Source organism: Shewanella sp. GutDb-MelDb, assembly GCF_002836075.1.
GTDB lineage: Bacteria > Pseudomonadota > Gammaproteobacteria > Enterobacterales > Shewanellaceae > Shewanella.
The window spans coordinates 17,319-41,168 of the sequence record NZ_PJBM01000250.1 but is presented as its reverse complement, the minus strand read 5'-3'; the positions used below and the strand labels follow the sequence as shown (position 1 = coordinate 41,168).

Below are 23,850 nucleotides of genomic sequence, written 5' to 3'. Positions count from 1 at the left end.
GAAGCGCGGCCCTTAGGGTTCGTTTCAATACTTTTAGTCTTTTATGACTAGAATGCGTTACGAGCTTTTCACTTCGGTTGCTAAATCATCGCTCAAGCCTTGACCTAAAATCATTATTCTTTACGGGAAAGAGTCGAACAAAAACTAAGCTCTAAAGATCGACTGCCGCTAGCTATTGATGTTGGTTGTTTAGATTTCTTATTCTCATCGTTAGTTTTAAACAGCCTCACGCTGGGTAAAAGTTGGGTCTGGAGGCGTCTTTGCTCGTCAGTTTTGGTGTTGTTATGCCCCAGATTGGCGCATTACTGACGACTAAATTTGGATTGACTAGGCTGCTGGGCTTAAATTAGGGAAGGGTCATTGTGCTTGTGACTTTGGGAGCCGGAGATACAACAAGTGCCAAGTAATACCAAGCAGGTTGAAACAGTTAAATCAGTGGGATTGTATTTACTGAGGATGATCAGTTTGCAGTTGGCTGTAGACTTAAAGAAGGAAGGTAAAGTTAGGGCAATTCATTACTAAGAGTAAATGAACTGCCCTCTACAACATACTCCAGCAGCTGGGCTGCAGGGTGTTGTGGCGGCTGGAGGTTAGATACTCCCAGCTACCCGATCAAGTGTCATCGATTAAACGGCAACAACTTTATTAGCACATGGACCTTTCTGTCCTTCGCCAACTTCGAACTCAACCGCTTGGCCATCATTCAATGTAGCGTATTGACCGCCAGCTTGAATTTCTGAATGATGAACAAACAAATCTTTGCTTCCGTCTTCTGGAGTAATAAAACCGAAACCTTTATCGGCGTTAAACCACTTGACTATACCTTTACTCATAATATTCTCTTTATCTTCGGTGAAAAATATAATTCTGATGTGCTATCACCATTACAAAATCAGAACGTTAAACTAGTTTAGCTTATAACACTTTTATACGCGCCTTGCGCGGCTATTAAGCTCGACCGCTCAAAGCGTGTACTAATAATCAATTAATTAAGGATTATCTCACACACCTTCTAGAAAGGCGAGTATACAGGCTTTGCTTGCCTCATATTAGCTGAAAATTGAGAATATATGCTTTTAGTCACCAGAATTTGTGTTTTTTTTATTGTTAACTCAATAACGAGTGGTGAACTTAGCCATGTTACTGAGAGGATATTGGCAAAATATAAGCATCCTGTATCAAAATATCACTAAGGGTTAACTAAACGTTATCGCACAATCGATATGGTTATCTTTCCATGGAGTGAGAAAAAGTATGGCAAACAGCTGGATGCTGTATTGAACGATGAAGTGGCTTCTATGGTTAACGCTGATCAATGTTGATGAGTCCCTGCTTATAGTCGGTGAGCATCTGTTGTGATCCGTTCAAATATTAGCACTTTAAGCTATAACTTAAGGGGTATTACTGTCTTTGCGCTGAATAGTTAGAAATATATTAGTGATCTAGCGCTAATAAATACGCCCCGCAAATTCAACTTATTTACATTCCATTGTTATATTAATAACTGCTAAAGATAACAACCATTCTCAGTTAAACCATATCATTTTGAAATTTATAACTATTTTGTTTTAACCGCTTTTGAACGAGTATTTCAACTGCATCTTTATATTGTGACCTTGCAAACAATTTACCCAAAAGTATGGCGTAAGCCTCAACTCGGATACCAGCTTGTATGCGGTTGAATCAACAGATGTTCAAGCTCTAGAATACCCCTATCGATATACAACAGGTCTGAAATTAATGTCCTTCATCAATACCATAAAGTCAGTGAATTTTATGGCCAAGTTAGTGGCTACGAGTTTACTCACATTAATCATTATTATTTTACCAGCTCAAGCAACTCCTTGGAGTTCTCTTGATTCCGACCAATTAGAACAAAAATTAACCGAAAAATTTGCTGAGGGTAAGTACTCTTCTAAAGGCGCAGATTCTTGCCTGATGTGCCATAAGAAGAACGCTAAGGTCATGGCGATTTTTGACGGCGTTCATGGCGACATGAATAGCAGTAAGTCTCCAATGGCTGGCATGCAATGCGAAGCTTGTCATGGTCCTTTAGGCAAACATAATCGTGGCGGTAAAGAGCCAATGATTGGTTTTGGTGCTGACAGCAAGTTATCAGCAGAAACGCAGAACAGTGTGTGTCAAGGATGTCATAACGATCCTAAGCAGATGGCGTGGCATAACAGTACTCACAACCTTGAAGAAGTCGCTTGTGCTGATTGCCATAGCGTTCACGCTGCTAAAGACCCAGCGCTTGACCGACTCATGGTTAACGATACGTGTACCTCATGTCATACCCGCGCTAAGGCAGATATGAACAAGCGCTCATCACACCCAATGAAATGGGACCAGATGACCTGTATTGATTGTCATAGCCCACATGGTTCTATGTCCGAAAGTGCGTTAAACAAGCCAAGCCTTAATGAAACCTGTGCTAGCTGTCACGCTGACAAACGTGGTCCATTCTTGTGGGAGCATGCGCCAGTAATGGAAGATTGCTCTAGCTGTCACACAGCGCACGGCAGTGTTAATGACGCCTTGCTCAAAGCGCGAGTTCCTCAGTTATGCCAGCAATGTCATGCCGATGACGGACATGCAAGTCGTATGACTTCACAAGCGGGTGTTGATGCCTTTAGCGCAGGTAAAAGCTGCCTTAACTGTCACAGCAAGATCCATGGTTCTAACCATCCTGCTGGCAGTAACTTTGCCCGTTAAGACTTGGAGTGAGTATTATGCGTTCAACTAAATTATTTTCTTTAAATTTGATTACTCTTGCCTTGTTGGGAACCGCGACAGGTGCGATGGCTGCAGATTTTGGTGTTCAGCAAGCCAATACTGAGCACTTAAAAACAGCAAACTACCAATGTAAACGTTGTGTTGCTAATGATGGCTATTCAGGCACCGTCGGTGCAAGTGTTGGCGTTATTGATGCTGATGATGAACATGCGATTAATCAGCTCGGTACTGGCTCTGATGGCGCAATAGCGGGCATTAATGCCGATATCGCATACCAGAAAAGTGGTTACCGCGCTAAGGTTCAGGCTCACCAGCTGGGTATGGATAATGGTTTTATCAACGTCGAAGCTGGTAAGAGCGAACAGTATAAGCTTGATGTCGATTTCCAAACGATTACCACTAATCAGTACAGCAATGCGCAAACCAACCTTTGGCAAAACAACGGTATGCTCACCCCGAGTGATCAAACTCGTGTGCTTGATCTTAATTTGCAACGCCAGCGAAGCGGCATTGGTTTTGAGTATGACTTTTCGAAACTAACCGATCTTGGCCTTAACAGTTATGCCCGTTATGACCGTGAAGATAAAACCGGTAACCGTTCTGCAAGTTTGATGGACCCAAGCCCAGTTAACTTTGCTGAACCCGTTGATGAAACGACCGATAATTTTAGTGCGGGTGTTGTGCTTGATGGCGAAAACTGGTTATCAGAACTGAGCTACTCCGGTTCTCGCTACGAAAACAATATTGACAACTTAAGTCTGCCAAATAACTACGACGTATACAGTGCAACGCCAGATAACCAAGCACATCAAGTGTCGTTATCGGGTCAGTACCGTCTTGCGTCAAGTGTCTTTAGTGGCCGCGTGGTGTCGGGTCGTATGATCCAAGATCAAGACCTGGTGCAGATAAGTGGTAATCCGGTTCAAAACTGGGATGGCCAAGTAGACACCTTTACCAGCAATCTGGCGGCGAGTACGCGAGTGAGTAATCGCTTACGTCTTGGGGCTAGTTATGACTATAGCAAGCGTGATAATCGCTCTTCGGTATTTGATTTTGCCCAGTATGAATATAACGCCATGTCAGGTGCATATAAGCAAAACACCCCAATGGACATTGAGCGCGAGACCTTTAAGGCCAACGCTAGTTACCGAATTGCCAGTGGTTACCGTCTGCAAGCTGGTTACAACTATAAGCAAGTCGATCGCAGTTATGGTGAGCGTGAAGAAACTCAAGACAATGAGCTTTGGAGCAAACTCAGCATTCGTGCTATCGACAAGTTAACCCTTAATTTTGGGTTGAGTTATGGCGAGCGTGGTGGCAGTGATTACCAAGCTGACGAACTCACATCAGAGGAAACCGAGTCGCTGATGCGTAAGTATCACTTAGCGGATCGTAATCGCACTGAGCTAAATGCTAGAGCAAGCTACACGCCGCTTGAGTGGTTAAGCTTTGATGTTAGCACTCACTATGCCAACGATGACTATGATGCAACAGAAATTGGCTTAACTCAGGCTAAAGACTATGGCTATGACGCCAACGTTCAAGTGCAGTTAACTGAGCCATTATCACTTTACGCTTTTGCAGGCCAGCAGTGGATTGATTCAGACCAAAGTGGCGATCAAACCGCTATTTGGCACTCTGAAATTCGCGACGAGTTTATTAACTTAGGTCTAGGCGGGACTTATTCAGGCCTTATGGAAGACAGACTGACGTTAGGCATGGATTACCTGTTTGCCAACTCAGAAAGCAACACCGGCGTGAACCCATCAAGTGACGGTGCTTACGGTGCTTACTATTCATATAACCACAGCGTGAACCTTTATGGGCAATATCTGATTTCACCTCAAATGGCACTAAAACTGGCTTATCAGTTTGAGCGCTATTTCGATACAGACAGTGCAATGGTCAGCGCTAATAGCAATTCAAGTTTAATCACCCTTGGTGAACTAAATCACAATTATAACGCCCATCAACTGATGTTGACCTTCAGCTACAAGCTGATTTAAGTCGAGTCAGTCACATTTTAAGTTTGAGGAAAACGAGATTATGGAACGTAGAAGTTTCTTAAAAATGAGTGCTGCGCTGGGCTGTGCAGCAACGGTTACAGGCTGTAATTCCAGCTCTGATGATGCCAATGTTATTCCGCCTAAACCCCCTGTTGGTGATGAGCAAATTACCTGGTCTGCGTGCCTGGTAAACTGTGGTTCAAACTGCCCCGTTAAAGTCTTCAGCCGTGACGGTGTTATTACCCGTGTTGAAACGGATCATGACATTGTCGATGGTGATGATATTTACCAAGTGCGTGCCTGTGCCCGTGGTCGTTCGTTACGCCAACGTACCTATGCCGTTGACCGTCTAAAGTCGCCAATGAAACGTGTTGGTAAGCGTGGCGAAGGCAAGTTTGTGCCAATCACTTGGGACGAAGCCGCAAAGACCATTGGTACTAAGTTATCTTCGGTTATTAATGAGCATGGTAACAAAGCTATTTTCCGTAGCTACGGTTCTGGTGCTTATTATGGTTTTGCATCAAACGCGTGTTTTAACCGTTTATTCAACCTAAACGGCGGTTGCCTGAATGCTTACGGTAACTACTCTTGGGCACAGCAAATGGAAGCGGCGAAGCACACTTTTGGTACTGGCAGTACTGAAGGTTCTTCAACGGTAACATTGGCCGAAAGTGACTTTCTATTGGGCGTGGCATACAACCCAAGTGAAGTTCGTCAGTCTGGTAGCGGTGAAGGTTACGATTACTTAAAAGCACTGCAAAAGTCTAACGGCTTAAAAGTCGTGATGATTGACCCTCGTTACACTGACTCAATGTTAGGTAAAGAGTCTAAGTGGCTGCCTATTCGTCCCGGTACCGATGCTGCATTTGCTGAAGCGATTGCTTACCAAATGATAAGCTCTGGCTGGGTTGATACAAACTCATTGGATTTCATCAATAAGTTTGCCGTGGGTTTTGACGCTGCGTCTATTCAAACGCAAATCGATATCTTTGCAGCCAGCGGTGATGCGACTAAGCAAGAATATGCCAACGTCATGAACCCAGAAGAGAACTACCGTGATTACATCTTAAGTGAAGGCATGTATGCCAATGAACCTAAGAAAACCCCTGAATGGGCTGAAAAAATCACTGGTATTCCGACGGCGCAAATTATACAGATTGCTGATGATCTAATGGCATCTGAAAGACCTTATATCGTTGTCGGCGCGGGTGTTAACCGTCAAGCTAACGGTGAGCAAACCATGCGTGCGCTTTACATGTTGTCAGTGCTAACCGGTACGCTAGGTACGCTAGGTGCATCAAGCGGTGAGTTGCCATCCATGAGCGGTATGTACCGTGCAGGGATCCCAACGGGTAGCAACCCAGTAAAAGAAAGTATCTCTTTCTTCACTTGGTCTGAAGCGATTCTCAACGGTGAAACCATGACGGCTCGTAGCCATGGTATCCGTGGTACCGAGGGATTAGATACGCCACTTGGTACTAACATCAAAGTGATCATTTCTGCCTCTGATAGCACATTGCTAAACCAGCATGCAGAGATCAACAACACCGCTAAAATCTTAGAAGATGAATCGGGTGTTGAGCTCATCGTTAGCTGTGATTGCTGGATGACCCCAGGCGCTAAGTTTGCCGACATTATCCTCCCAGATACCAGCTGGTTAGAATCAAACGATTTGGTTAACGACTCTTACGCATCTGGCGCACTGGGTTACATCACGGCAATGAAGTCGGCGATTGAACCTATGTGGGATTGTAAGTCTATGTACGAAGCGGCTGCTTTAATCGCTAAATACATGGGTTGTGAAGCTGCGTTCACTGAAGGTAAGACTGAAGAGCAGTGGCTTGAAGAGCTTTACCAAAAAACCAGAGACAGCAGCACCAACGTCGGTGTCGTCCCTGCGTTTCCTGCGACTTACAAAGAAGCACAAGAGATTGGTTTCTTCCGTAAGCACATGAACGACAAGCACGTTGCACTTGAAAGTTACATTAAAGGTGGCAAAGCACTATCAACGCCAAGTGGCAAGATTGAGATCTACTCTGCTGAACTTGCATGGCGTGCAGCGAACTGGGATCAAGAAAACAGTGCGCAAAACCCGACGGGTATAAAGGGTGACACCATCACGGCGATTCCAAAGTACACAGTGACGTGGGACGGCTATGAAGATGAAGAGACCAAAGTAGACTACCCAATTCAGTTAGCGGGTTACCACACTAAAGGCCGTACTCACTCGAGCTACCATAACGTACCTTGGTTGCGTGAAGCGGTAGAAGATGCCGTTTGGGTTAACCCAATGGACGGTGCTAAGCATGGCTTAAGCTCTGGCGACAAGATTGAGATGTACAACGAACGTGGCTCAATCGAAGTCAAGGTGCGTATTACTCCACGTGTAGCGCCGGGTGTATTTGCACTGGGTCAAGGTGCTTGGTTCAACCCAGGTACAACCGTTGGTAGCACAGGGCACATTATTGATGAAGGCGGCGCGATTAACTCGCTAACTCGCTATCAGCCAAGCCCCGTTGCTAAAGGTAATCCACAGCACACCATCCGTGTTGCCATCAAAAAGATTTAAGAGAGTAGTTAATTATGACTGAACCAACTCAATACGGTTTTTATGTAGACAGCACTAAGTGCAGTGGTTGTAAAGCGTGTCACGTGTCTTGTAAAGATCGTCAAAGCAATGAAATTCGTAACAATAGTAATCCAGAAGGCAATACCTTGCCTGCGCTAGACGGCGTAACTTGGCGTCGTGTGTATGAATACGGCGGCGGAGAATGGACTGAAGGTAACAACGGTTGTTTTGAGCAAAATGTATTTGCTTACTATATGTCTATTGGTTGTAACCATTGTTCTGAGCCTGTGTGTGTTAAAGCCTGTCCAACAGGTGCAATGCACAAGCGTCGTGAAGACGGTCTCGTCCACGTGGCACAAGACATCTGTATCGGTTGTGAAAGCTGTGCTCGTGCCTGTCCGTATGATGCGCCGCAAATTGACCGCGAACGCAAAGTCATGACTAAGTGTGATGGTTGTTATGAGCGTATCGCTGATGGTCGTAAGCCTGTGTGTGTTGAGTCTTGCCCACTGCGTGCACTCGACTTCGATACTATGGATAACTTACGTGCCAAATATGGCGAAGGCGATGGTCATATTGCACCACTGCCATCACCATCAATCACTTCTCCCAACCTGATCATCAAGGCTAACGTCAACGGTAGTCCGGCAGGTAGCGGTGAAGGCAGAATTTTAAACACGTCAGAAGTGTAAAATGGCCAGCGATTGGCGCCGAACTTTGGCGCTAATCGTTATGATTAAAGTCGAGTGAAATCAAAGCGACGGCCAATATGGGCGTTTAGTTTTAAAGGTGAACCATGTCTTCAAATACAGCGTCTATCAACACGGTTGATTTTATCGAGTACCAAGGCCTAGCGCGCATTTTGCACCACTGCCTTATTCGTTATCCAGAAGCCGAGCTAGTGCAGGGGCTAAAGGATTGTGATGTAGCAGGTAGCTGGCCAGTATTTGCTAACAATAAGCAAAATAGCCAAGGTCGCGAGGCTCTGACTACGTTTTTACAACAGTGGCCAAGTGATGACCATAGCGAACAGTTGATTGAGCTTAAGCTTGATTATGGACGGCTATTTTTTGGTCCTGGTGAGCCTAAAGCCGTACCGCAAGGTTCGGTATATCTCAGTGAAGCGCAGTTACTCAATGATCGTTCGACCACGGCGCTTATGGATTTCTATCGCGCACATGGCGTTGAGGTTGCGGTGGATTACCCACAACCAGTTGATCATATTGGGTTGTTCTTTGCCGTACTGGATCAAACCTTTGGTCGTCTTGAGCTTGAAGCCGATAACCAAGCCTTAATACGCTTTACCCAAGTCTTGCTACAACAGCATTTTCTACCTTGGGCTTATCGTTGTTTTGAGTTGGCTTTGGCGGATGCAAATACTGATTTTTATCGTGGTATTGCACTGCTCGGGAATGACTTCTTACTGCAGATGCAGCAAGATTTTCAACTGCTGCCAAAAGAGACACGCCTTTATCGTTAAATTGATCAAGACAAAAATAAAGCCCGCAGCTGAATAAGTTGCGGGCTTTTTTATGGATTAAAACCGGAGGGGGCAGATCACAACTTAACTGCCCATGTTGCGGTTAGATACACGTTTATCTGTACGCACTTGCTCTAACTGGCGATGAATGGTTTGCAGTAAGTTGCACAGCTGTTTGCTGTCAGCGGTTAATGTCGCATCAGTATCTTTGTTGATTAACGATTGGCTCCATTGGAATCCTATGGCGAGTACCAAGTGTTCTGACTGATTTAGTTCGCCTTGCTCAAGCTCTTTAATAAACAACAAACGACAAGCAGCGAATAAACAGTTGAGTGTGACCGAATCTGTCAGTGGCGTGTCATCACCACTTTCAAGCGCTGGTAACCATAGCGGCGCTCCCTCAGAAAAGGTCAATGCCGCAATCGTGTTGGTCACAGTGGTGAGTGACGTAGCACCACCAAAAAGTTGTTGTACAACCTCATTATGTTGCAATGTTAACCCTAAGCGATGCGCTAGAATTGATTTACTCCATTGCTGGCCAATAGAACGTATTAGAGTCATTTATTTCCTTTGCTACTTTTACACATCTCTGAGCTTATATCTGCCTGCACTCGCGAGGGTTACAGGTTGATGTAAGGGCAACACTGCCCATCATTAAGTGCTATTTAATGGGAGTGCAGTTTAATCAGCGTCGTGTTTAATGTTAGTCGGTTATTGTATCAATAAAGAGCGCTACTCAATGTGCTCGGCACTGCAAAAGCAGCGTGAAAGCGGCGCGATAACATCGTATTTCAGTATCACATTACACTGCTTTTTACGCCGAAGTGCTCATTCTAACGCACTCAATAACTGCCACGCTTCGAGGGTGGCATCATCAATTTCTAATAAATTATTTAGCTTGCTAAGTTTCTCCTAAGATTGCCGCTCTATTCTGCACTTTAACGGCATCCGACACGCGAGCATTCGTAATGAAGCAACCATTGTCCCCTTTTAGAACACTGTTCTTCTGTACTCTAATTTTTACAATATCTGGCTGTGCAACTTATCAAGCAAAGCCGCTTAATTTATCCCCTAAGCAACCCTTAAATATTAATGAACTTGTTTCATTGGCTCCAGCTGGTGCAGTTTCAATCGATGATGGTTTGAACCTTACCGAAATAGCCACCCTTGCGATATACGCGAATCCAATTCTTGAAATAAAGCGAGCGCAGTTAAAGGTATCGCAAGCACAGGTTTTTTCCGCTGGACTATTACCTGATCCACAATTATCAATGAGTTTAGATAAGCCCAATAGCAGTACCGCTGTCAATGCGTGGTCTGCAGGTCTCAATTTTGATACTACCTGGTTATTTACTCGCACAAGTGCATTAGATGCAGAAAAGTACTTCATGACACAAAATAAACTCAATCTACTGTGGGCAGAGTGGCAAGTTGTGCAACGCGTTCAAACCTTAACCATCCAATATAAATTGGAGCTGCAACAACTTGCCCTATTAAATAAAATACACGACTTGTATCAAGTACGATTTAATCAGTCTCAGCATGAATTAGCAGCGGGTAATCTTACTTTAGAAACCTATGGGCCGGATCTAACGGCGTTACTCGACATCAATGTACAGTTGAGCCAACTCGCGCAGAAACACAGTCAAACTCACCATGATTTCTGTCTAGAAATGGGTATCGACTCGAGTACCACGCTTAACATTAGTGATTTACCTAGCTTGAAAGTCGTGCCTAAAAATGTTGCAGATTCACTGCTCACAAACTTAGCTGGTAATCGCCCCGATCTTCTCGCCTTATCTGCAGGATATCAAGCACAAGAAAGTCGTTATCACCAAGCTATTTTAAAGCAATTCCCAGCACTGACAGCGGGGATCACTCACGCAAAAGATACCGGTGGTTTAGTCACTAATGGTATCGGCGTTGGGCTGAGCTTGCCGTTATTTAATGCTAACAAAGGCAATATCGCGATAGAAGAAGCGACTCGAGAGCAGTTAAGAATGGAGTTTAATGAGCGCATGACTCAATCACGTAATCAAGTCGAACAATTATTAGCATTGCAAAGCTTACTGGCAGAAGAACAGCAGTATCTGGATCAGCACATTCCCCCATTACAAGACATGGTTACTCAAGCACAAAAAGCGTTAAAAAATGGCGAAATCAGCTCTTTGACCATGCTCACAATAGAAACCAGTTTACTCAATAAACAGCTTGAACAACTGAGATTAAAACAAAGCATCTGGAATACCAGCATCTCACTTAATGCATTACTGGCGATACCGGCAGAAGTGACTTATTCAACACCTCAAAAATCAATGGAATCAATATAATGACGTTACTTTCTCCTTGGTCATCTTTTACCTGTCGATTAGCGATGGCAGCCGCACTTCTGCTCTGTGCTACGTCAAGTTATGCGCAAACTTCGGCAGCCGTGATCACCACTCCGGTTGCTGAGCAGAGTATCAGTGAGGTGATCACCGCTTATGGTTTGCTTATTCCTGATCCCGCTTATCTGATAAACATGTCTTTATCTCATGCGGGACAAGTCAATCAAGTTTGGGTCCGCAGTGGGCAGCGGGTTCAAAAAGGACAGAAACTGATTGAGTTGATTACGGCACCGGAAGCGAGAATGCAATATATTCAGGCTCAAAGTGCAGTTGAATTGGCTAAAAAGCAATTAGCCCGTAGCCAAAGATTATTAAAGTCTCAACTGGTCACTCAGGGAAACCTTGATTCGGCCTACAGTAACCTTAACGATGCCAAGGCGTCACTGAACGCTTTGAAACAAAAAAACGTTGATAAATCATCAGAAATACTAAGAGCACCAGTCGATGGGGTGATAACACAGCTCAGTGTTTCTCAAGGACAAAGAGTCTCAATAAATACCAATGCAGTACTCATCGCTGCGAATAATCGATTAATTGCCCAACTGGGTATTGAACCTAAACAGGTTAATCAACTGACGGTTAAGTTACCTGTGAGCATCACAGCCGTTTTTGATAGTAAGAGTGAATCCGATAGTGAGATAAGTAATATTAACTCGATGCTAAACGTAAACACTCACCTAGTAGATATATTTAGTCACATACCAGAAGAACAATCTCATTTATTTGTATTGGGAGAGAACGTTAAAGCAAGCATTAGAGCTGAGACCCATGTTGGCTTAGTTGTGCCTAGAAGTGCGGTGTTAACGACAAATGGTAAAGCTTATGTGTTCAAAAACGTCAATAATATTGCGGTTAAAATAGGGGTGGAGGTTGGAGTTGAGCAGGAAAAACTAACCGAAGTTATTGGGGATTTAACCGTCGGGGATAACGTTGTTAGTACCGGAAATTACGTATTAACCGATGGTATGGCATTAAGAGGGGCTCTGTAATGACGGCAGCATCATGGGCAGCTTCACATAAGCGTTCGATTTTATTTTTTGTGTCATTTCTAACATTAGCCGGTCTTGCAACTTCGTTTATATCACCCGTGTCATTATTTCCTCATGTGGTATTCCCGCGGATTGTGGTGGCGATTGATGCCGGCGATCAGCCCGCTGACAAAATGTCTATTGCGGTCACGCGTCCTATAGAGCAAGCGATTAGAGCCGTGCCAGGCGTGGTGAATTTACGCTCTACCTCGAGTCGAGGCAGTGCTGAGGTTTCGGTTAATTTCGAATGGGGGCAGGATATGGTATCTGCTCTTTTACAGGTAGATGCAGCCCTTAACCAAAGTCTTGCCACGCTGCCTGCAGGGGTTAAATTTAGTGTTAGGCGTATGGACCCGACTGTTTTTCCTATCGCGGCCTACAGTTTAACGTCTGACTCACTGTCTTTAGTACAGCTTAAAGATATCGCTGACTTACAGTTAGTTCCTCTGCTGAGCTCCGTTTCCGGTATTGCTAAAATCGGCGTCTTAGGTGGCCAGGAATCGGAATACCATATCGATGTTAATCCCGATAAATTAGCCGCTTACCAACTTAACTTTAATGATATTGCTCAAGCTGTATCCACTAATAATACTTTACAAGCGATAGGACGTTTAGAAGACCACTATAAGCTGTATTTACTGATGTCGGACTCCCGCTTAAAGGGCGAGCAAGCGATCAATAATATTGTTGTTAAGAGTCAAACTACGGGAAATATTTATCTAAAGGATGTAGCTAAAGTCAGTTTAGCGACTGCACCACAGTGGATTAAAGTGAATGCGGATGGTCATGAAGCCGTATTAGTGCAGGTTTACCAACAACCTCAGGGTAATTCTGTTCAGATAACGAAAGATATTAATCAAAAGTTGGCAGATTTTTCGGCGACTAATGCAAGCAGTTTAAAAATTGCCAATTGGTATGATCAAAGTCAGTTGGTCACGGAATCAGCCACCAGTGTTCGCGATGCTATTATCATTGGCGTACTGTTGGCTGGACTGGTACTGCTGATATTTCTTCGAAGCATCAAAATAACCCTTATTGCTATGATTATCGTGCCTGCCGTTCTGGCCAGTACGGTGCTATTGCTATGGTTGTTTGGTATGAGCTTTAACATCATGACATTAGGAGGTATGGCGGCGGCTGTAGGATTAATTGTCGATGATGCTATCGTGATGATTGAGCATATTATTCGACGACTCAGAGATGCTAAACCAGGCACCAACAAACTAGAAAACATTCAAAAAGCAGCCGTTGAGTTTACCAAACCATTGGTGGGCTCATCTTCGGCGACCATTGTTATTTTTATTCCTTTAGCTTTTCTTAGCGGTGTTACCGGCTCTTTCTTTAAAGCACTGTCACTGACAATGGCAAGTAGTCTACTGATATCATTTTTATTCACTTGGTTAATAGTGCCACTACTAGCAGAGTATTTTCTTACGGATAAAGATGTTGATAAAGAAGATATAGGGCCTATTTTTGCTCGGATCCAGCAAGCATATCGTCAACTAATGTCCCGTTTGATAAAGCGACCTTGGTTAATTAGCCTCGGTTTAGTTCCTTTGCTTTTCTGCGGCTTTCTGAGTTATCAAAATGTAGGCACTGGATTTATGCCTGCAATGGATGAAGGTGGCTTTGTACTCGACTATGTCTCTGCACCGGGAACCTCATTAACGGAATCTAATCGTTTGTTATTGCAAGTTGAAGATATCTTGCAAAAAAATCCAGCGGTAGAAACATACTCTAGACGAACAGGATTAGCACTCAGTGGCGGTTTAGTTGAAGCAAATGAAGGTGATTTCTTTGTCAGGTTAACGCCTTTCCCAAGACCGCCTATCGATCAGATTATGAGTGAGATCCGTCATCAGATTGATGATCAAGTGCCGGGGCTAGAGATCGAGATGGCGCTGTTAATGGAAGACGTTATTGGTGATTTAACCGCGGTTCCTCAACCGATTGAAATTAAATTGTATGGTAATAAACCTGAAGAATTAATGGCTTTAGCACCTAAAGTTGCAGATGCCATCAGCAATATCTCAGGAGTGGTCGATGTTAAAGATGGTATTGTACTTGCGGGTAATGCCGTCAATGTGATTGTTAATCGAGATAAGGCCATATTACAGGGGTTAACACCGGCAGAGGTTACCAGCCAATTGGATTCTTGGTTTAATGGACAAGTCGTAACCACCATCCAGCAAGGCATTAAACTTGTCGATGTGAGAGTTTGGGTGCCAGAAGGAGATAGAACTAATATTCTCAGCTTGGAGCAGTTTTGGTTAACCGCCCCTGACGGCCATCGATTGCAGCTCAAGCAAATTGCTAATGTAGTGATAGAGTCTGGACAGCCTCAGATCGTACGCGATAATCTAAAGAATATGGTGGCAGTAACGGGTCGTATTGATGGCAGAGATATGGGGTCAACGGTTGCAGAAATTAAGCTGTTACTCAATAATTCCCCGTTACTGCCAAAAGATGTTTATTTTGAGTTAGGGGGGTTATATCAGCAACAGCAAATTGCATTTAAAGGCTTAATCGCCGTTTTTGTTGCCGCTATAGCCTTAATATTTATACTGCTTCTTTATATGTATGAAACATTTTCTGCGGCGGTTGCCATTATTCTTACTCCGTTGTTGTCCATCTCGGCTGTATTTATTGGCCTATGGGTAACCAATACTGAGCTAAACATTACTGCAATGATGGGCATGACGATGATTGCGGGTATTGTTACGGAGATCTCTATATTCTACTTCTCTGAATATAAAGAATTAATAGCGAATGGTGTCGGCTCTGATCAAGCTATTATTCAAGCGGGTAGTAATAGACTTAGACCTATTTCAATGACGACTCTGGCAACTATTTTGGCCCTTATGCCACTCGCCTTAGCGATAGGACAAGGCTCTGCAATGCAGCAACCTTTAGCGATTGCTATTATTTCAGGCTTATTAGTGCAGATCCCGTTAGCGATAATTATTATGCCGATAACCTATCGAGCATTGTCATCTAAGTCTTATAAGTTATCTAAATCACCGAAGAAAATATAAGAAGGTAAAGCAGTGCGGATCTTACTTGTTGAAGACGATATTATGATTGGTGAAGCGATGCAGCAATCACTAATCGATGCGAGTTATGCTATAGACTGGGTAAACAATGGGCAAAGTGCATTAGATAGCCTAGCAACACATAATTATGACTGTGTGTTGCTAGACCTTGGCTTGCCCGGCCTCGATGGTTTAGTTGTTCTGGCTAAGATCCGCGAAAAATATAACCTCGCAGTGATCGTCATCACCGCGAGAGACACCTTAAAAAGTCGTATTGACGGGCTCGACTCTGGGGCTGATGATTACGTGATTAAACCTTTTGACATGAGTGAACTGTTAGCAAGGATGAGAGCGGTTATTCGACGTCGAAGTGGCAATTCAGTACCGACCTTAGAAAGTAGCCAGCTTATACTTAATCCTGCCACTAATGAGGTGAGTTTTACGCAGACGTACGCAGACAAAATGGATCTGCAATCCACTAGTATTCTTTTATCTAATCGAGAGTTTTCCCTACTTAGAGCATTATTGATGAGACCTGGCGCTATTTTATCTAAAGCTGATCTAGAGGAGAAAATTTATGGTTGGGGCAATGAAGTTGAGAGTAACGCGATTGAATATTTAATTCATTCACTGCGTAAAAAATTAGGTGCGATAACGATTAAAAATATTCGTGGTGTAGGATGGATGGTCTTAAAATAATGGCGATAGGTTCTTTAAAATATCAACTTTCCCTATGGCTGACAGTGAGCCTTATTACAGCGGCTGCGGGCATTGCGGGTTATACTTTTTTTAATACTTATCAAGAAGCTATTGAGTGGCAAGATGCAACATTAAAACAAGTATCAAAGCTATTTGATGCCGAGCATAAACCTAAACCCAACACCATCATCAAAACAAAGAGTGAAAAGGGCATGCCTGAGATCCTTGTTGCGATACGAGATATGCATCAAACCCAAGCGCTTACACTGCCTTTTAAAGATGTTTCTAAGCAACTCAATGACGGTTTGTATAATCTAACACTCGCTGAAAATGACTATCGAGTGCTAATTAGCTCATCGCTTGAAAGGCAGCAACTACTGGTTCTTCAAAAAACATCGGAGCGAGATGAGCTCGCATGGGAGATGGCTAGAGCCACCTTGTTACCCTTTATTGCTGTCATTCCTTTATTAATTTTAATCATGAACCTAATACTTCATAGCCGACTTAAACCCATTCAGTTAGCGGCGAAAGCGGTAGAGTCTAGCTACCGACACAATATTAAACCTATTTCACTTGAGGATCTGCCCACGGAGATTACCCCTTTCGTATCTGAAATTAATCACCTCATTGGCCGATTGAAATCTTCGATAGAAGAGCAAGAAATATTCATTGCGAATGCGGCCCATGAGTTACGCTCACCGCTAACCGCATTATCACTCCAAGCTGAATGTATCGGAGATGAGAACCTTCCCGTAAAAGAGCTGCAACGTGTCAAAGCACTCAGGTTAGGTATTGCGCGTAGTCGCAAGCTACTAGAGCAGCTGCTAACACTTGCTAGAGTTCAAGGCAGTCATATTGTCGAACATCAGACCGCTAATATTGAAGCGGTGCTGAAGAGTGTTATCGAAGATCTTTACCCTATAGTCGATGAAAAAAATATAGACTTGGGTATAGAAGGGGATCTAAACATCGACTGCCCACTCGATAAATTAGATCTATACACTTTATTCAAAAATCTACTCGATAATGCCATTCGCTATTCTCCTGAAGATGGCGTAATTGATATTCAAATAAGCCAACAGTCGGGTCAAACACAAATAACCGTCAGTGATAGTGGTATTGGTGTCACTCCTGAGCATCATGACAAGCTTCTTTCGCCATTTTATCGAGTTCAGGATAGTCAAAATACCAATATAGGCTCAGGGCTTGGCTTATCTATCGTTAATAGTATTGTTGAGAAACAAGGGGGGAGGATCAGCTTCGGTTATACCGACGAAGTTCAAGCTAAAGGATTTAAAATAAAAGTGTTATTAACATAACTCATGCTGTAACAAAACGGCCAAACGGCTCAGATGGCAGGGTACCTGACGATATTGAAGTGTATTGTGAGCGGATGAAAAGAGGATGTACTCAAACGCATCTTAAGGCGCATTGTTGGTGACTTATTTCAGCGTTAATAACTGAATAAGGGAGCTTGATCCCCTTATTCAGTTACCTTGAATTCAATGGCCAAAAAAGCGCTGATTAGATCACTTAATTATCGCTATTGGTATAACATCAAAAATGATTTTCCATAAATGCTTTGATGAGATTGATAAAGTCATCCTGCGCTAACTTAGCACACTTAAGTGTTTGTTCATGGCATAGAGCTACATCGCCAAGTCCTTCAGCCATATTAGTGATTGCACAGATAGCCAATACGGGAAGGCTACAGTGAGCTGCAGATATAACCTCAGGTACCACAGACATTCCGACGACGTCTCCGCCAATGATCTGCATCATGCGTATTTCGGCAGCAGTTTCGAAATTTGGTCCACTGTAAGAGACAAATACTCCTTCAGTGGCATTAATACCCTCTCTTTTTGCTACCGCCAATGCTTCCAGTCGTAAGGATTTGTCATAAGCATTCGCTAAGCTAAAAAAGCGTGGGCCATAGGCATCATCATTACGTCCCGTCATAGGGGTGCCTGGCATGGTATTGATGTGGTCATTGAAAATAACGAGGGAGCCGACGTCGATAGTGTCGGGGCGTAAAGACCCTGCGGCATTCGTCACGATTAGCAATTCACAGCCTAAACGTTTAAAAGTACGCACCGGATTTGTCATGACTTTCATACTTTGATGTTCGTAGTAATGGCCGCGGCCTTTCATGCAAACAACGTCTATACCATTCATTCGTCCTAAAACTAACTCGCCAGAGTGACCTTCGACAGTGCTGACAGGGAAACCATCAAGATCTTCATAGGCAATACAGACTCTGTCTTCCAGTTCGTCGGCAAGGCTCCCCAAGCCGGAGCCTAATATGAATGCAGCCTTAGGACTGAAATTTGGTTTAAGGGCTGAAATGGTGGTGAGTGCATTATCTACTGGATCTATCTTCATGGTTTGTTCCTTGCTGATTAATGATCTTAGGGGTAATTTACCCCAAGCTTTATTCTGAATTAATCACTAAATTCAGCACTATTATCCTGATTTTACGTATAATCTAAGCGGTCAAACATTGAGGTGTGGATAATGAACATTAATGAAAATGTATTAAGTGGGCGTATAACATTAAAAATGCTCCGCTATTTTTATGCGGTGTCTCAATGTATGCATTTTGGACAAGCGGCAACACAGCTTAATATTTCAAAATCGCCCTTGAGTGCTCAAATTAAAGAGTTAGAGTCTGTGCTTGATGTGACCTTGTTTGAGCGTACAACCCGCCATGTTCAGCTCACGGATGTGGGTTTATTGCTGAAACAGGAATGCGGACTGTTATTCGAACTGTTTGGTGATTCGATAAACAAGGTGGCAAAGGCGGGACGAGCGTTAGATAACACGATTAATATAGGGTTAATGAGCTCGATATTTTGGGCTGGTTTCGGCTCTGTTCTAAGAGAGTTCAAAAAGAGTTATCCGCAATATACCTTTAATTTTATTGAGTTATCACCGGAGAAGCAGAAGCAAGCGCTAATAAAGCATCGTATCGATATTGGATTGGCCCGATTTGCTGATACCCGTAACATTTATCCGTTGAGTGAAAGGCTGTTATACGCAGAACCAATGTGTGTTTTGGTCTCTGATGAGCATCCATTGAAAATGAACCAAAGTCTCAGTATGGATGATCTAATTAATGAAGAGTTTGTGTTTATGAATCGTACTAACTCTGCATCCACCGATATGATTATTGAGCGCCTTGTTGACAGTGGGTTTTACCCTAAGGTGACTCAGGAGGTCATTGAACCTACGACGTTAATGGCAGTGGTGGCGACGAGTACTATGGTGTCGATTGTTCCTCAAAGTTATCGTCAACATCAATGGCACAATGTGTGCTTTATTCCGTTGAAAGAGATGATTTTAGCTGATATTTACGCGATTTATGACAGCCGGAGTGAAAGAGAGTCCGTTAATGCATTTCTAGCCGAAGTTCCCGCTTTACTGAGCCTGCAAAATATCAATTAGCGAATGAATTCGAATGAGTGTTCAGAGCCATTAAGCCACAAGGGGTTGTAGCAAATACCTCATCGGTAAAAGTGGCTTTATGCATTCACAGAGACAGCGCCTCTCGCGTGTGTGGCTTATGTCAGAGTTTTCCAGTAACTGATTCCAAGCTAATTACTGGCTGTATTTAATGGTGGTGTCTGCGAATAGGCTTATTAGTATAGCGGTGTACTTAATATCATTCTAACGTGCTCAGTAATTGGCGCACTTGGAGGCGGGTATCATCAATTTTTTCGACGACCTGCATAGCGCTGTTTTCATCGCTGGCGACACTCTCCCAGTTGAGTTGCCAATTGGCTTTTAACCTTTCTGTTGCCGCTTGAATTTCAGGTTCAGTAACAACACTCAGATCGGCAATTAAATTGACTTTTACCCAGCCTTTTCGCGGACTACCTTGAATGATATCTTGGTCATAATGGGCGGCGTAAATGATAGATTCAAGTTCTGAAAGCTGCAGTAACAGCTCGAAGCTGGCTGAGCGCACGTTGTTATTGTATTCAGTAATTTCCATGCGCCAAACGTTATAGCTAAAACCAACCAACGCAAACAACATACTAAACACTGCAGTGAGTTGAAAAATACTAATGGTCTCAGTGCCCGAGATAGATACTTTCATTTATTCATTCCAGCCAATGGTCTTAAGTTAACTTTAGACAAAGACACTGACAAACCACCATAAATTTCAACTTTGTTACTACACTGTAGTGATTTTCATCACAAATTGTATTTAAAAGACGTTAGCTTGAATGATTAACAGCAGTGGCTCGGTCTATGTATAAGCTGACTGAAAGCCATCAGCAGAGTCGCGTCTAACATGGCATATTGGAAAAGTAGGATTTAACGTGATTTTTTAACGCAGGGGCTAAAGAGGGTTATATGCATTTAATCACTAAAAACGTAGCGCAGCGATTCAGCCAGCTTGTCAATATTAGCGTGCTGCTGGTCAGTATGGTGTTGGCAGGCTTTGTATTATCAGCAGCGGTTCTAGCGGAAGAAGTAAAGCCGATGGCAGCCGATTTTTCGCTTAAAGATGCCAGCGGCCAGCTACATTCGTTAGCCGATTATAAAGGCAAACCACTAATTCTGCATTTTTGGGCGACTTGGTGTCCTTACTGCAAAAAGCTGCAACCGGGACTTGAGAAGATCAGGCAAAACAATCAACAGAGCGATCTGCAAGTGTTAGCCATTAGCTTTAACGAAGACGATGGCGCCAAACCTGCCGAGATGCTATTGGCCCGTGGTATTCAAATTCCTACACTGGTTGATGGTGAAAAAGCCGCTGCTGATTACGCGGTGGCGGGTACGCCCACAACCTTCTTTATCAATCGCTTAGGCGAAGTGGTATGGAAGACCAATATATCCGATCCCAATGATCGCAAACTGGTCGACGCGACTGAGTATATTCTGGCTAACTAGGGTTCTAGCAACGATTTAAAAGCTGGACACTTGGTATTTAGAAGTAAGAATAGTGGGCTTGTTCTTGAGCGATAGAGTGAGAACAAAGCTGATAAGAAAAGGCGAGCACTAATGACAGTGCTCGCCTTTTTTGTATCAGTTAGTACTTTCAACAGGAACATTCGATACTGACTTTATTTTTACAGCCTTAGTTCGCTAACGATTAGATGATCATTAGTGTATTTGGCCGTGCACTTTATCAACGCCTGATGCGCTACCGATAGAGTGACAGGTTGAGCAAGACTCAGTGCCAGTAGCTTGCGCTGCTGACGTTGCTCCAAATACTGCGCCGCCAGATAAGATCATGTGGTTCAGCATGCTTTGCTCTGCCGCGGTAATCGTGACAGGGACTTGTGGAAACTCGCCATTATCATAACCAGGGCCATTGCTGCTCAAATCTCGCGTTAGCAGAGTGTTACCATCGGCATCGAGTACCACTTTACCGTCTGAACCGATAAGTCCTGGACCGACACTTAGATGACAAGAGGTACATACAAGAGCGATAGGGCTGGTGTATACCGCACCGTCGCGCACTAGGTTGTTACCGTCACTGAGTGAGGTTGTAGGTGCTCGTGTGATTGAAGCTCTGCTGTTTTGTGTCAAAGGTAAATCAATTTGATTATCATCATGGCACTGAGCACAATCGCTGATAGGTGCAGAGTAGAACTCGTTACGTCCTACCATATCAAAGTCATTCTCGGCATTAACAAAGCGAAAGTTTGAGTGGATTTTGTGTACTTCAAACTTCAAATCACTAGAACCACCAGTCCGTGGAGAATCTGCTGGTGAACGAGTGAATCGATTTGAGTTATGGCAAGCTTTACATTGCGACGGGTCATCTGAACGACGGCTGTCATGCTGAATAACTTGTTCATGGCACGAATCGCACTTGTTAAAGTTAGCACCAAATTTAACTTCAAAATCAGGATTATAAGTTAATGTTGCGGCATCAAAGAAATTATTGATCACCGTCGAAGGTGTTGAGATTTTCTCTAGTGCTCTATTGTCTTCACAGTTGACCAATTCATTACGACTATCGACACACACTCCAGAAGAGATGAACGTCGTGAGAATATCGCCGCTAGTGAGTGCTTCACCCTGGTTAATATTCGAGTCTAGTGCAGTATCCCACTGGCAAATAATGTCGCCAGTCGTTGCGCCTGCTTGGCAAAGTGGGTTTTTATCTAATTCAAAAGAGTTGGGCGTGTTCTTCGCAACATGAGTTTCAAAACCAGCGCCGTTGTCCCAGTTTAGTAGCAGACGAACGCTATTTTTATACTGCAGGAACTCATCTGCTAGCGAAATACCATTGCCGTCTTTAGTGACGCGAACATGCACATCGTAGGCGGTTGCGCTACTTGCGGTTAGATGGGTGACTTCAAACTTCACCCCATAATCAATACCCGCTGCTTTCTTACCTAGCGCTGCTAACGTATGAACATTCTCAACAGACATCCCAGCGCCTTCACCATGACAAGATAAACAAGTGTCATTTTCAGCTGGGAACATGATGTGTTTTTCGCTGTTTGGCTTAGCCGTTAACATCGCTTCATTAAAGGCAATGTTATCGTGGCAAGATGAACAGGTTGCAACGGTAGGAATACTTTTCCAGTTACCGCCTTCAGAGGTAATGACACCTTGAAGATCAGGGTTCGACACTAAATCAGCATCATCTGCATGGCAGCCTGTACAGTTACGGATGTCTTGTGGGTAGTTAATACCGTCAATAGTCCCTTTGTTATTTAACACCCAGAGACCATCGTTTTCTGCAAAAATGGTTTCTTTGTCGCCGTTGCGAGTAAATAGGCTGTACTTGTTACCCACTTCAGCTAGCGTCGGCAGATCAATACCTTGGTGTATTTTATGCGCCATGACTTTTAAATCTAAACTTTCACCGCTGATAGGGTCGTTCGCGTCTGGGTTGTGACAAGTCACGCAGTTGTCGGTATCAATTCTATTACCACCGTGGAATGCAAGCTCAGTGTGGCAGCTATTACAGCTTTCAATGGCCACAATCTGGCGAGACTCACTGATGTCTCCACCTGCTGGTACCCAGTCAAATGTAGTGTTAGCCACTGGATAATTGTCAGACTTTCGAACTTCTAAACCGATTCGATGAGTCAGCGCTTCTTGCCACGCTATAGCTTCACCAGATATTGGGTCGGTTGTGCTCAATACATCGGCTGCGAACGTGTATTGATAACTACCATCCATTTTGTCTATCAATTCACCCTTGTCAGCTGTTGGTAAGCTGACATTACTCACACCAGGATACTGTGCACTATCAATATCGGTAGCCTTGCGCAGATAGCTGCTCCAGTCTGTTGTGTAACCGTCTTCATCTGGAATGAGTTTAGCGAGGGTGGTGCGGACATCAGTTATGCCAACCAATGCTCTGCCGTTTTGGTCTTCAGCTGTAAAAGTGAAAGTCAGTTTATCTGCTTCGAAGGTTGGTTGTGACATCGTCACGGTTAAACTTGCTGCAGTAGATACGGTATTACCACTACTGGGTGGTCCATCTTCTCCTGGCGCACCATCATTACCATCATTACAACCCACTAAAATGACTGCGGCGACGATAGCCGCAAGTACATTATATTTTCTTATTTTTTTAGACATTTAATCAATCCCACTATATTACCAATTATATGCTGCATCTATTTGGGTACCGCCTGCTTATGAGTGCTGGCATCTACTCAAATAGAATCAAGATAAAGTTACGGCTAATATTTTCCAGCATGGGTCGACTAATTTATAGATAACTAAAGTTCACCAGAATATAGGTTCTGATGATTATATTTATCTTTACTAATGTAACTTATTGATAGTGTTGGCTAATTCGCCTGCCCAAAGGGTGTAAATAAGAAGAGTTGCATGTAATGAATGTTCATTATTGTTAACTAGTTAACACTTAATCGTCGTGAATGTTGCTAGGTGAGCGGGTTGAGCGAGTTCAAGGCTCTCTATCCACGGCG

At 43.6% G+C, this 23,850-nt stretch carries 17 protein-coding genes; 12 read left to right on the top strand and 5 right to left on the bottom strand.

Annotation, left to right across the window (positions count from 1 at the left end; all coding sequences use genetic code 11):
* Positions 1-626 precede the first annotated feature (626 nt).
* A complete protein-coding gene (locus CXF82_RS16950; RefSeq protein ID WP_101092803.1) occupies positions 627-833 on the bottom strand; it encodes a cold-shock protein in 207 nt (68 codons plus the stop codon).
* A gap of 943 nt (positions 834-1,776) precedes the next feature.
* Here CXF82_RS16950 and CXF82_RS16945 point away from each other — a divergent pair.
* The 5 genes from CXF82_RS16945 (at position 1,777) to CXF82_RS16925 (ending at position 8,791) form a co-directional block, all read left to right on the top strand.
* Positions 1,777-2,715: a DmsE family decaheme c-type cytochrome gene (locus CXF82_RS16945; protein WP_101092805.1), complete on the top strand. Its 939-nt coding sequence runs from the start codon at positions 1,777-1,779 to the stop codon at positions 2,713-2,715.
* A gap of 17 nt (positions 2,716-2,732) precedes the next feature.
* Complete coding sequence (locus CXF82_RS16940; RefSeq protein ID WP_102044622.1) at positions 2,733-4,742, top strand: MtrB/PioB family decaheme-associated outer membrane protein; 2,010 nt, start codon at positions 2,733-2,735, stop codon at positions 4,740-4,742.
* Between the two features lie 40 nt (positions 4,743-4,782).
* A complete protein-coding gene (locus CXF82_RS16935; protein ID WP_102044621.1) occupies positions 4,783-7,311 on the top strand; it encodes a DMSO/selenate family reductase complex A subunit in 2,529 nt (842 codons plus the stop codon).
* Between the two features lie 14 nt (positions 7,312-7,325).
* The gene (locus CXF82_RS16930) at positions 7,326-8,003 is read left to right on the top strand and encodes a DMSO/selenate family reductase complex B subunit (RefSeq protein WP_101092811.1); all 678 of its coding nucleotides are present in this window, start codon (positions 7,326-7,328) and stop codon (positions 8,001-8,003) included.
* Positions 8,004-8,107: 104 nt separating this feature from the next.
* The gene (locus tag CXF82_RS16925; RefSeq protein ID WP_102039370.1) at positions 8,108-8,791 is read left to right on the top strand and encodes a TorD/DmsD family molecular chaperone; all 684 of its coding nucleotides are present in this window, start codon (positions 8,108-8,110) and stop codon (positions 8,789-8,791) included.
* Between the two features lie 84 nt (positions 8,792-8,875).
* Here CXF82_RS16925 and CXF82_RS16920 read toward each other — a convergent pair whose 3' ends face one another.
* A complete protein-coding gene (locus tag CXF82_RS16920; protein ID WP_101092815.1) occupies positions 8,876-9,352 on the bottom strand; it encodes a hypothetical protein in 477 nt (158 codons plus the stop codon).
* Between the two features lie 407 nt (positions 9,353-9,759).
* On the opposite strand from CXF82_RS16920, the gene CXF82_RS16915 reads away from it, so the two are divergent.
* From CXF82_RS16915 to CXF82_RS16895, 5 genes are read left to right on the top strand one after another with little or no spacing between them, the layout of a single operon-like run.
* On the top strand, positions 9,760-11,121 hold the full coding sequence (locus CXF82_RS16915; RefSeq protein WP_101092817.1) for a TolC family protein: 1,362 nt from the start codon (positions 9,760-9,762) through the stop codon (positions 11,119-11,121).
* A complete protein-coding gene (locus CXF82_RS16910) occupies positions 11,121-12,167 on the top strand; it encodes an efflux RND transporter periplasmic adaptor subunit (protein WP_102044620.1) in 1,047 nt (348 codons plus the stop codon). Before CXF82_RS16915 ends, CXF82_RS16910 begins: the two co-directional genes overlap by 1 nt.
* On the top strand, positions 12,167-15,241 hold the full coding sequence (locus tag CXF82_RS16905) for an efflux RND transporter permease subunit (protein ID WP_101092821.1): 3,075 nt from the start codon (positions 12,167-12,169) through the stop codon (positions 15,239-15,241). Before CXF82_RS16910 ends, CXF82_RS16905 begins: the two co-directional genes overlap by 1 nt.
* A gap of 12 nt (positions 15,242-15,253) precedes the next feature.
* Positions 15,254-15,937: a response regulator gene (locus CXF82_RS16900; RefSeq protein WP_101092823.1), complete on the top strand. Its 684-nt coding sequence runs from the start codon at positions 15,254-15,256 to the stop codon at positions 15,935-15,937.
* Positions 15,937-17,256 carry a sensor histidine kinase gene (locus CXF82_RS16895; RefSeq protein WP_180961224.1) on the top strand — a complete coding sequence of 440 codons (1,320 nt, stop codon included), beginning with the start codon at positions 15,937-15,939 and terminating at the stop codon, positions 17,254-17,256. The genes CXF82_RS16900 and CXF82_RS16895 overlap by 1 nt, the downstream gene beginning before the upstream one ends.
* A 238-nt stretch (positions 17,257-17,494) precedes the next feature.
* Here the strand turns inward: CXF82_RS16895 and xapA are convergent, their stop codons facing one another.
* Positions 17,495-18,319, bottom strand: coding sequence for a xanthosine phosphorylase (gene xapA, locus CXF82_RS16890; protein ID WP_102044618.1), 825 nt, complete (start codon positions 18,317-18,319; stop codon positions 17,495-17,497).
* A 132-nt stretch (positions 18,320-18,451) separates the two neighbouring features.
* Here xapA and CXF82_RS16885 point away from each other — a divergent pair, with 132 nt between their 5' ends.
* Entirely contained in the window at positions 18,452-19,381 is a 930-nt protein-coding gene (locus CXF82_RS16885; protein ID WP_102044617.1) for a LysR family transcriptional regulator, read from the top strand.
* A 217-nt stretch (positions 19,382-19,598) separates the two neighbouring features.
* Here the strand turns inward: CXF82_RS16885 and CXF82_RS16880 are convergent, their stop codons facing one another.
* On the bottom strand, positions 19,599-20,036 hold the full coding sequence (locus CXF82_RS16880) for a hypothetical protein (protein WP_101092831.1): 438 nt from the start codon (positions 20,034-20,036) through the stop codon (positions 19,599-19,601).
* A 260-nt stretch (positions 20,037-20,296) separates the two neighbouring features.
* On the opposite strand from CXF82_RS16880, the gene CXF82_RS16875 reads away from it, so the two are divergent.
* On the top strand, positions 20,297-20,836 hold the full coding sequence (locus CXF82_RS16875) for a TlpA disulfide reductase family protein (protein WP_232775075.1): 540 nt from the start codon (positions 20,297-20,299) through the stop codon (positions 20,834-20,836).
* Between the two features lie 213 nt (positions 20,837-21,049).
* Here CXF82_RS16875 and CXF82_RS16870 read toward each other — a convergent pair whose 3' ends face one another.
* Positions 21,050-23,494, bottom strand: coding sequence for an OmcA/MtrC family decaheme c-type cytochrome (locus CXF82_RS16870; RefSeq protein WP_102044616.1), 2,445 nt, complete (start codon positions 23,492-23,494; stop codon positions 21,050-21,052).
* Between the last annotated feature and the right edge of the window lie 356 nt (positions 23,495-23,850).

What these genes read in the sequence shown, in the direction of transcription:
- CXF82_RS16950 (WP_101092803.1), bottom strand. Translation starts at nt 833, where the DNA reads ATGAGTAAAGGTATAGTCAAGTGGTTTAACGCCGATAAAGGTTTCGGT.
- CXF82_RS16945 (WP_101092805.1), top strand. Translation starts at nt 1,777, where the DNA reads ATGGCCAAGTTAGTGGCTACGAGTTTACTCACATTAATCATTATTATT.
- CXF82_RS16940 (WP_102044622.1), top strand. Translation starts at nt 2,733, where the DNA reads ATGCGTTCAACTAAATTATTTTCTTTAAATTTGATTACTCTTGCCTTG.
- CXF82_RS16935 (WP_102044621.1), top strand. Translation starts at nt 4,783, where the DNA reads ATGGAACGTAGAAGTTTCTTAAAAATGAGTGCTGCGCTGGGCTGTGCA.
- CXF82_RS16930 (WP_101092811.1), top strand. Translation starts at nt 7,326, where the DNA reads ATGACTGAACCAACTCAATACGGTTTTTATGTAGACAGCACTAAGTGC.
- CXF82_RS16925 (WP_102039370.1), top strand. Translation starts at nt 8,108, where the DNA reads ATGTCTTCAAATACAGCGTCTATCAACACGGTTGATTTTATCGAGTAC.
- CXF82_RS16920 (WP_101092815.1), bottom strand. Translation starts at nt 9,352, where the DNA reads ATGACTCTAATACGTTCTATTGGCCAGCAATGGAGTAAATCAATTCTA.
- CXF82_RS16915 (WP_101092817.1), top strand. Translation starts at nt 9,760, where the DNA reads ATGAAGCAACCATTGTCCCCTTTTAGAACACTGTTCTTCTGTACTCTA.
- CXF82_RS16910 (WP_102044620.1), top strand. Translation starts at nt 11,121, where the DNA reads ATGACGTTACTTTCTCCTTGGTCATCTTTTACCTGTCGATTAGCGATG.
- CXF82_RS16905 (WP_101092821.1), top strand. Translation starts at nt 12,167, where the DNA reads ATGACGGCAGCATCATGGGCAGCTTCACATAAGCGTTCGATTTTATTT.
- CXF82_RS16895 (WP_180961224.1), top strand. Translation starts at nt 15,937, where the DNA reads ATGGCGATAGGTTCTTTAAAATATCAACTTTCCCTATGGCTGACAGTG.
- xapA (WP_102044618.1), bottom strand. Translation starts at nt 18,319, where the DNA reads ATGAAGATAGATCCAGTAGATAATGCACTCACCACCATTTCAGCCCTT.
- CXF82_RS16885 (WP_102044617.1), top strand. Translation starts at nt 18,452, where the DNA reads ATGAACATTAATGAAAATGTATTAAGTGGGCGTATAACATTAAAAATG.
- CXF82_RS16880 (WP_101092831.1), bottom strand. Translation starts at nt 20,036, where the DNA reads ATGAAAGTATCTATCTCGGGCACTGAGACCATTAGTATTTTTCAACTC.
- CXF82_RS16875 (WP_232775075.1), top strand. Translation starts at nt 20,297, where the DNA reads ATGCATTTAATCACTAAAAACGTAGCGCAGCGATTCAGCCAGCTTGTC.
- CXF82_RS16870 (WP_102044616.1), bottom strand. Translation starts at nt 23,494, where the DNA reads ATGTCTAAAAAAATAAGAAAATATAATGTACTTGCGGCTATCGTCGCC.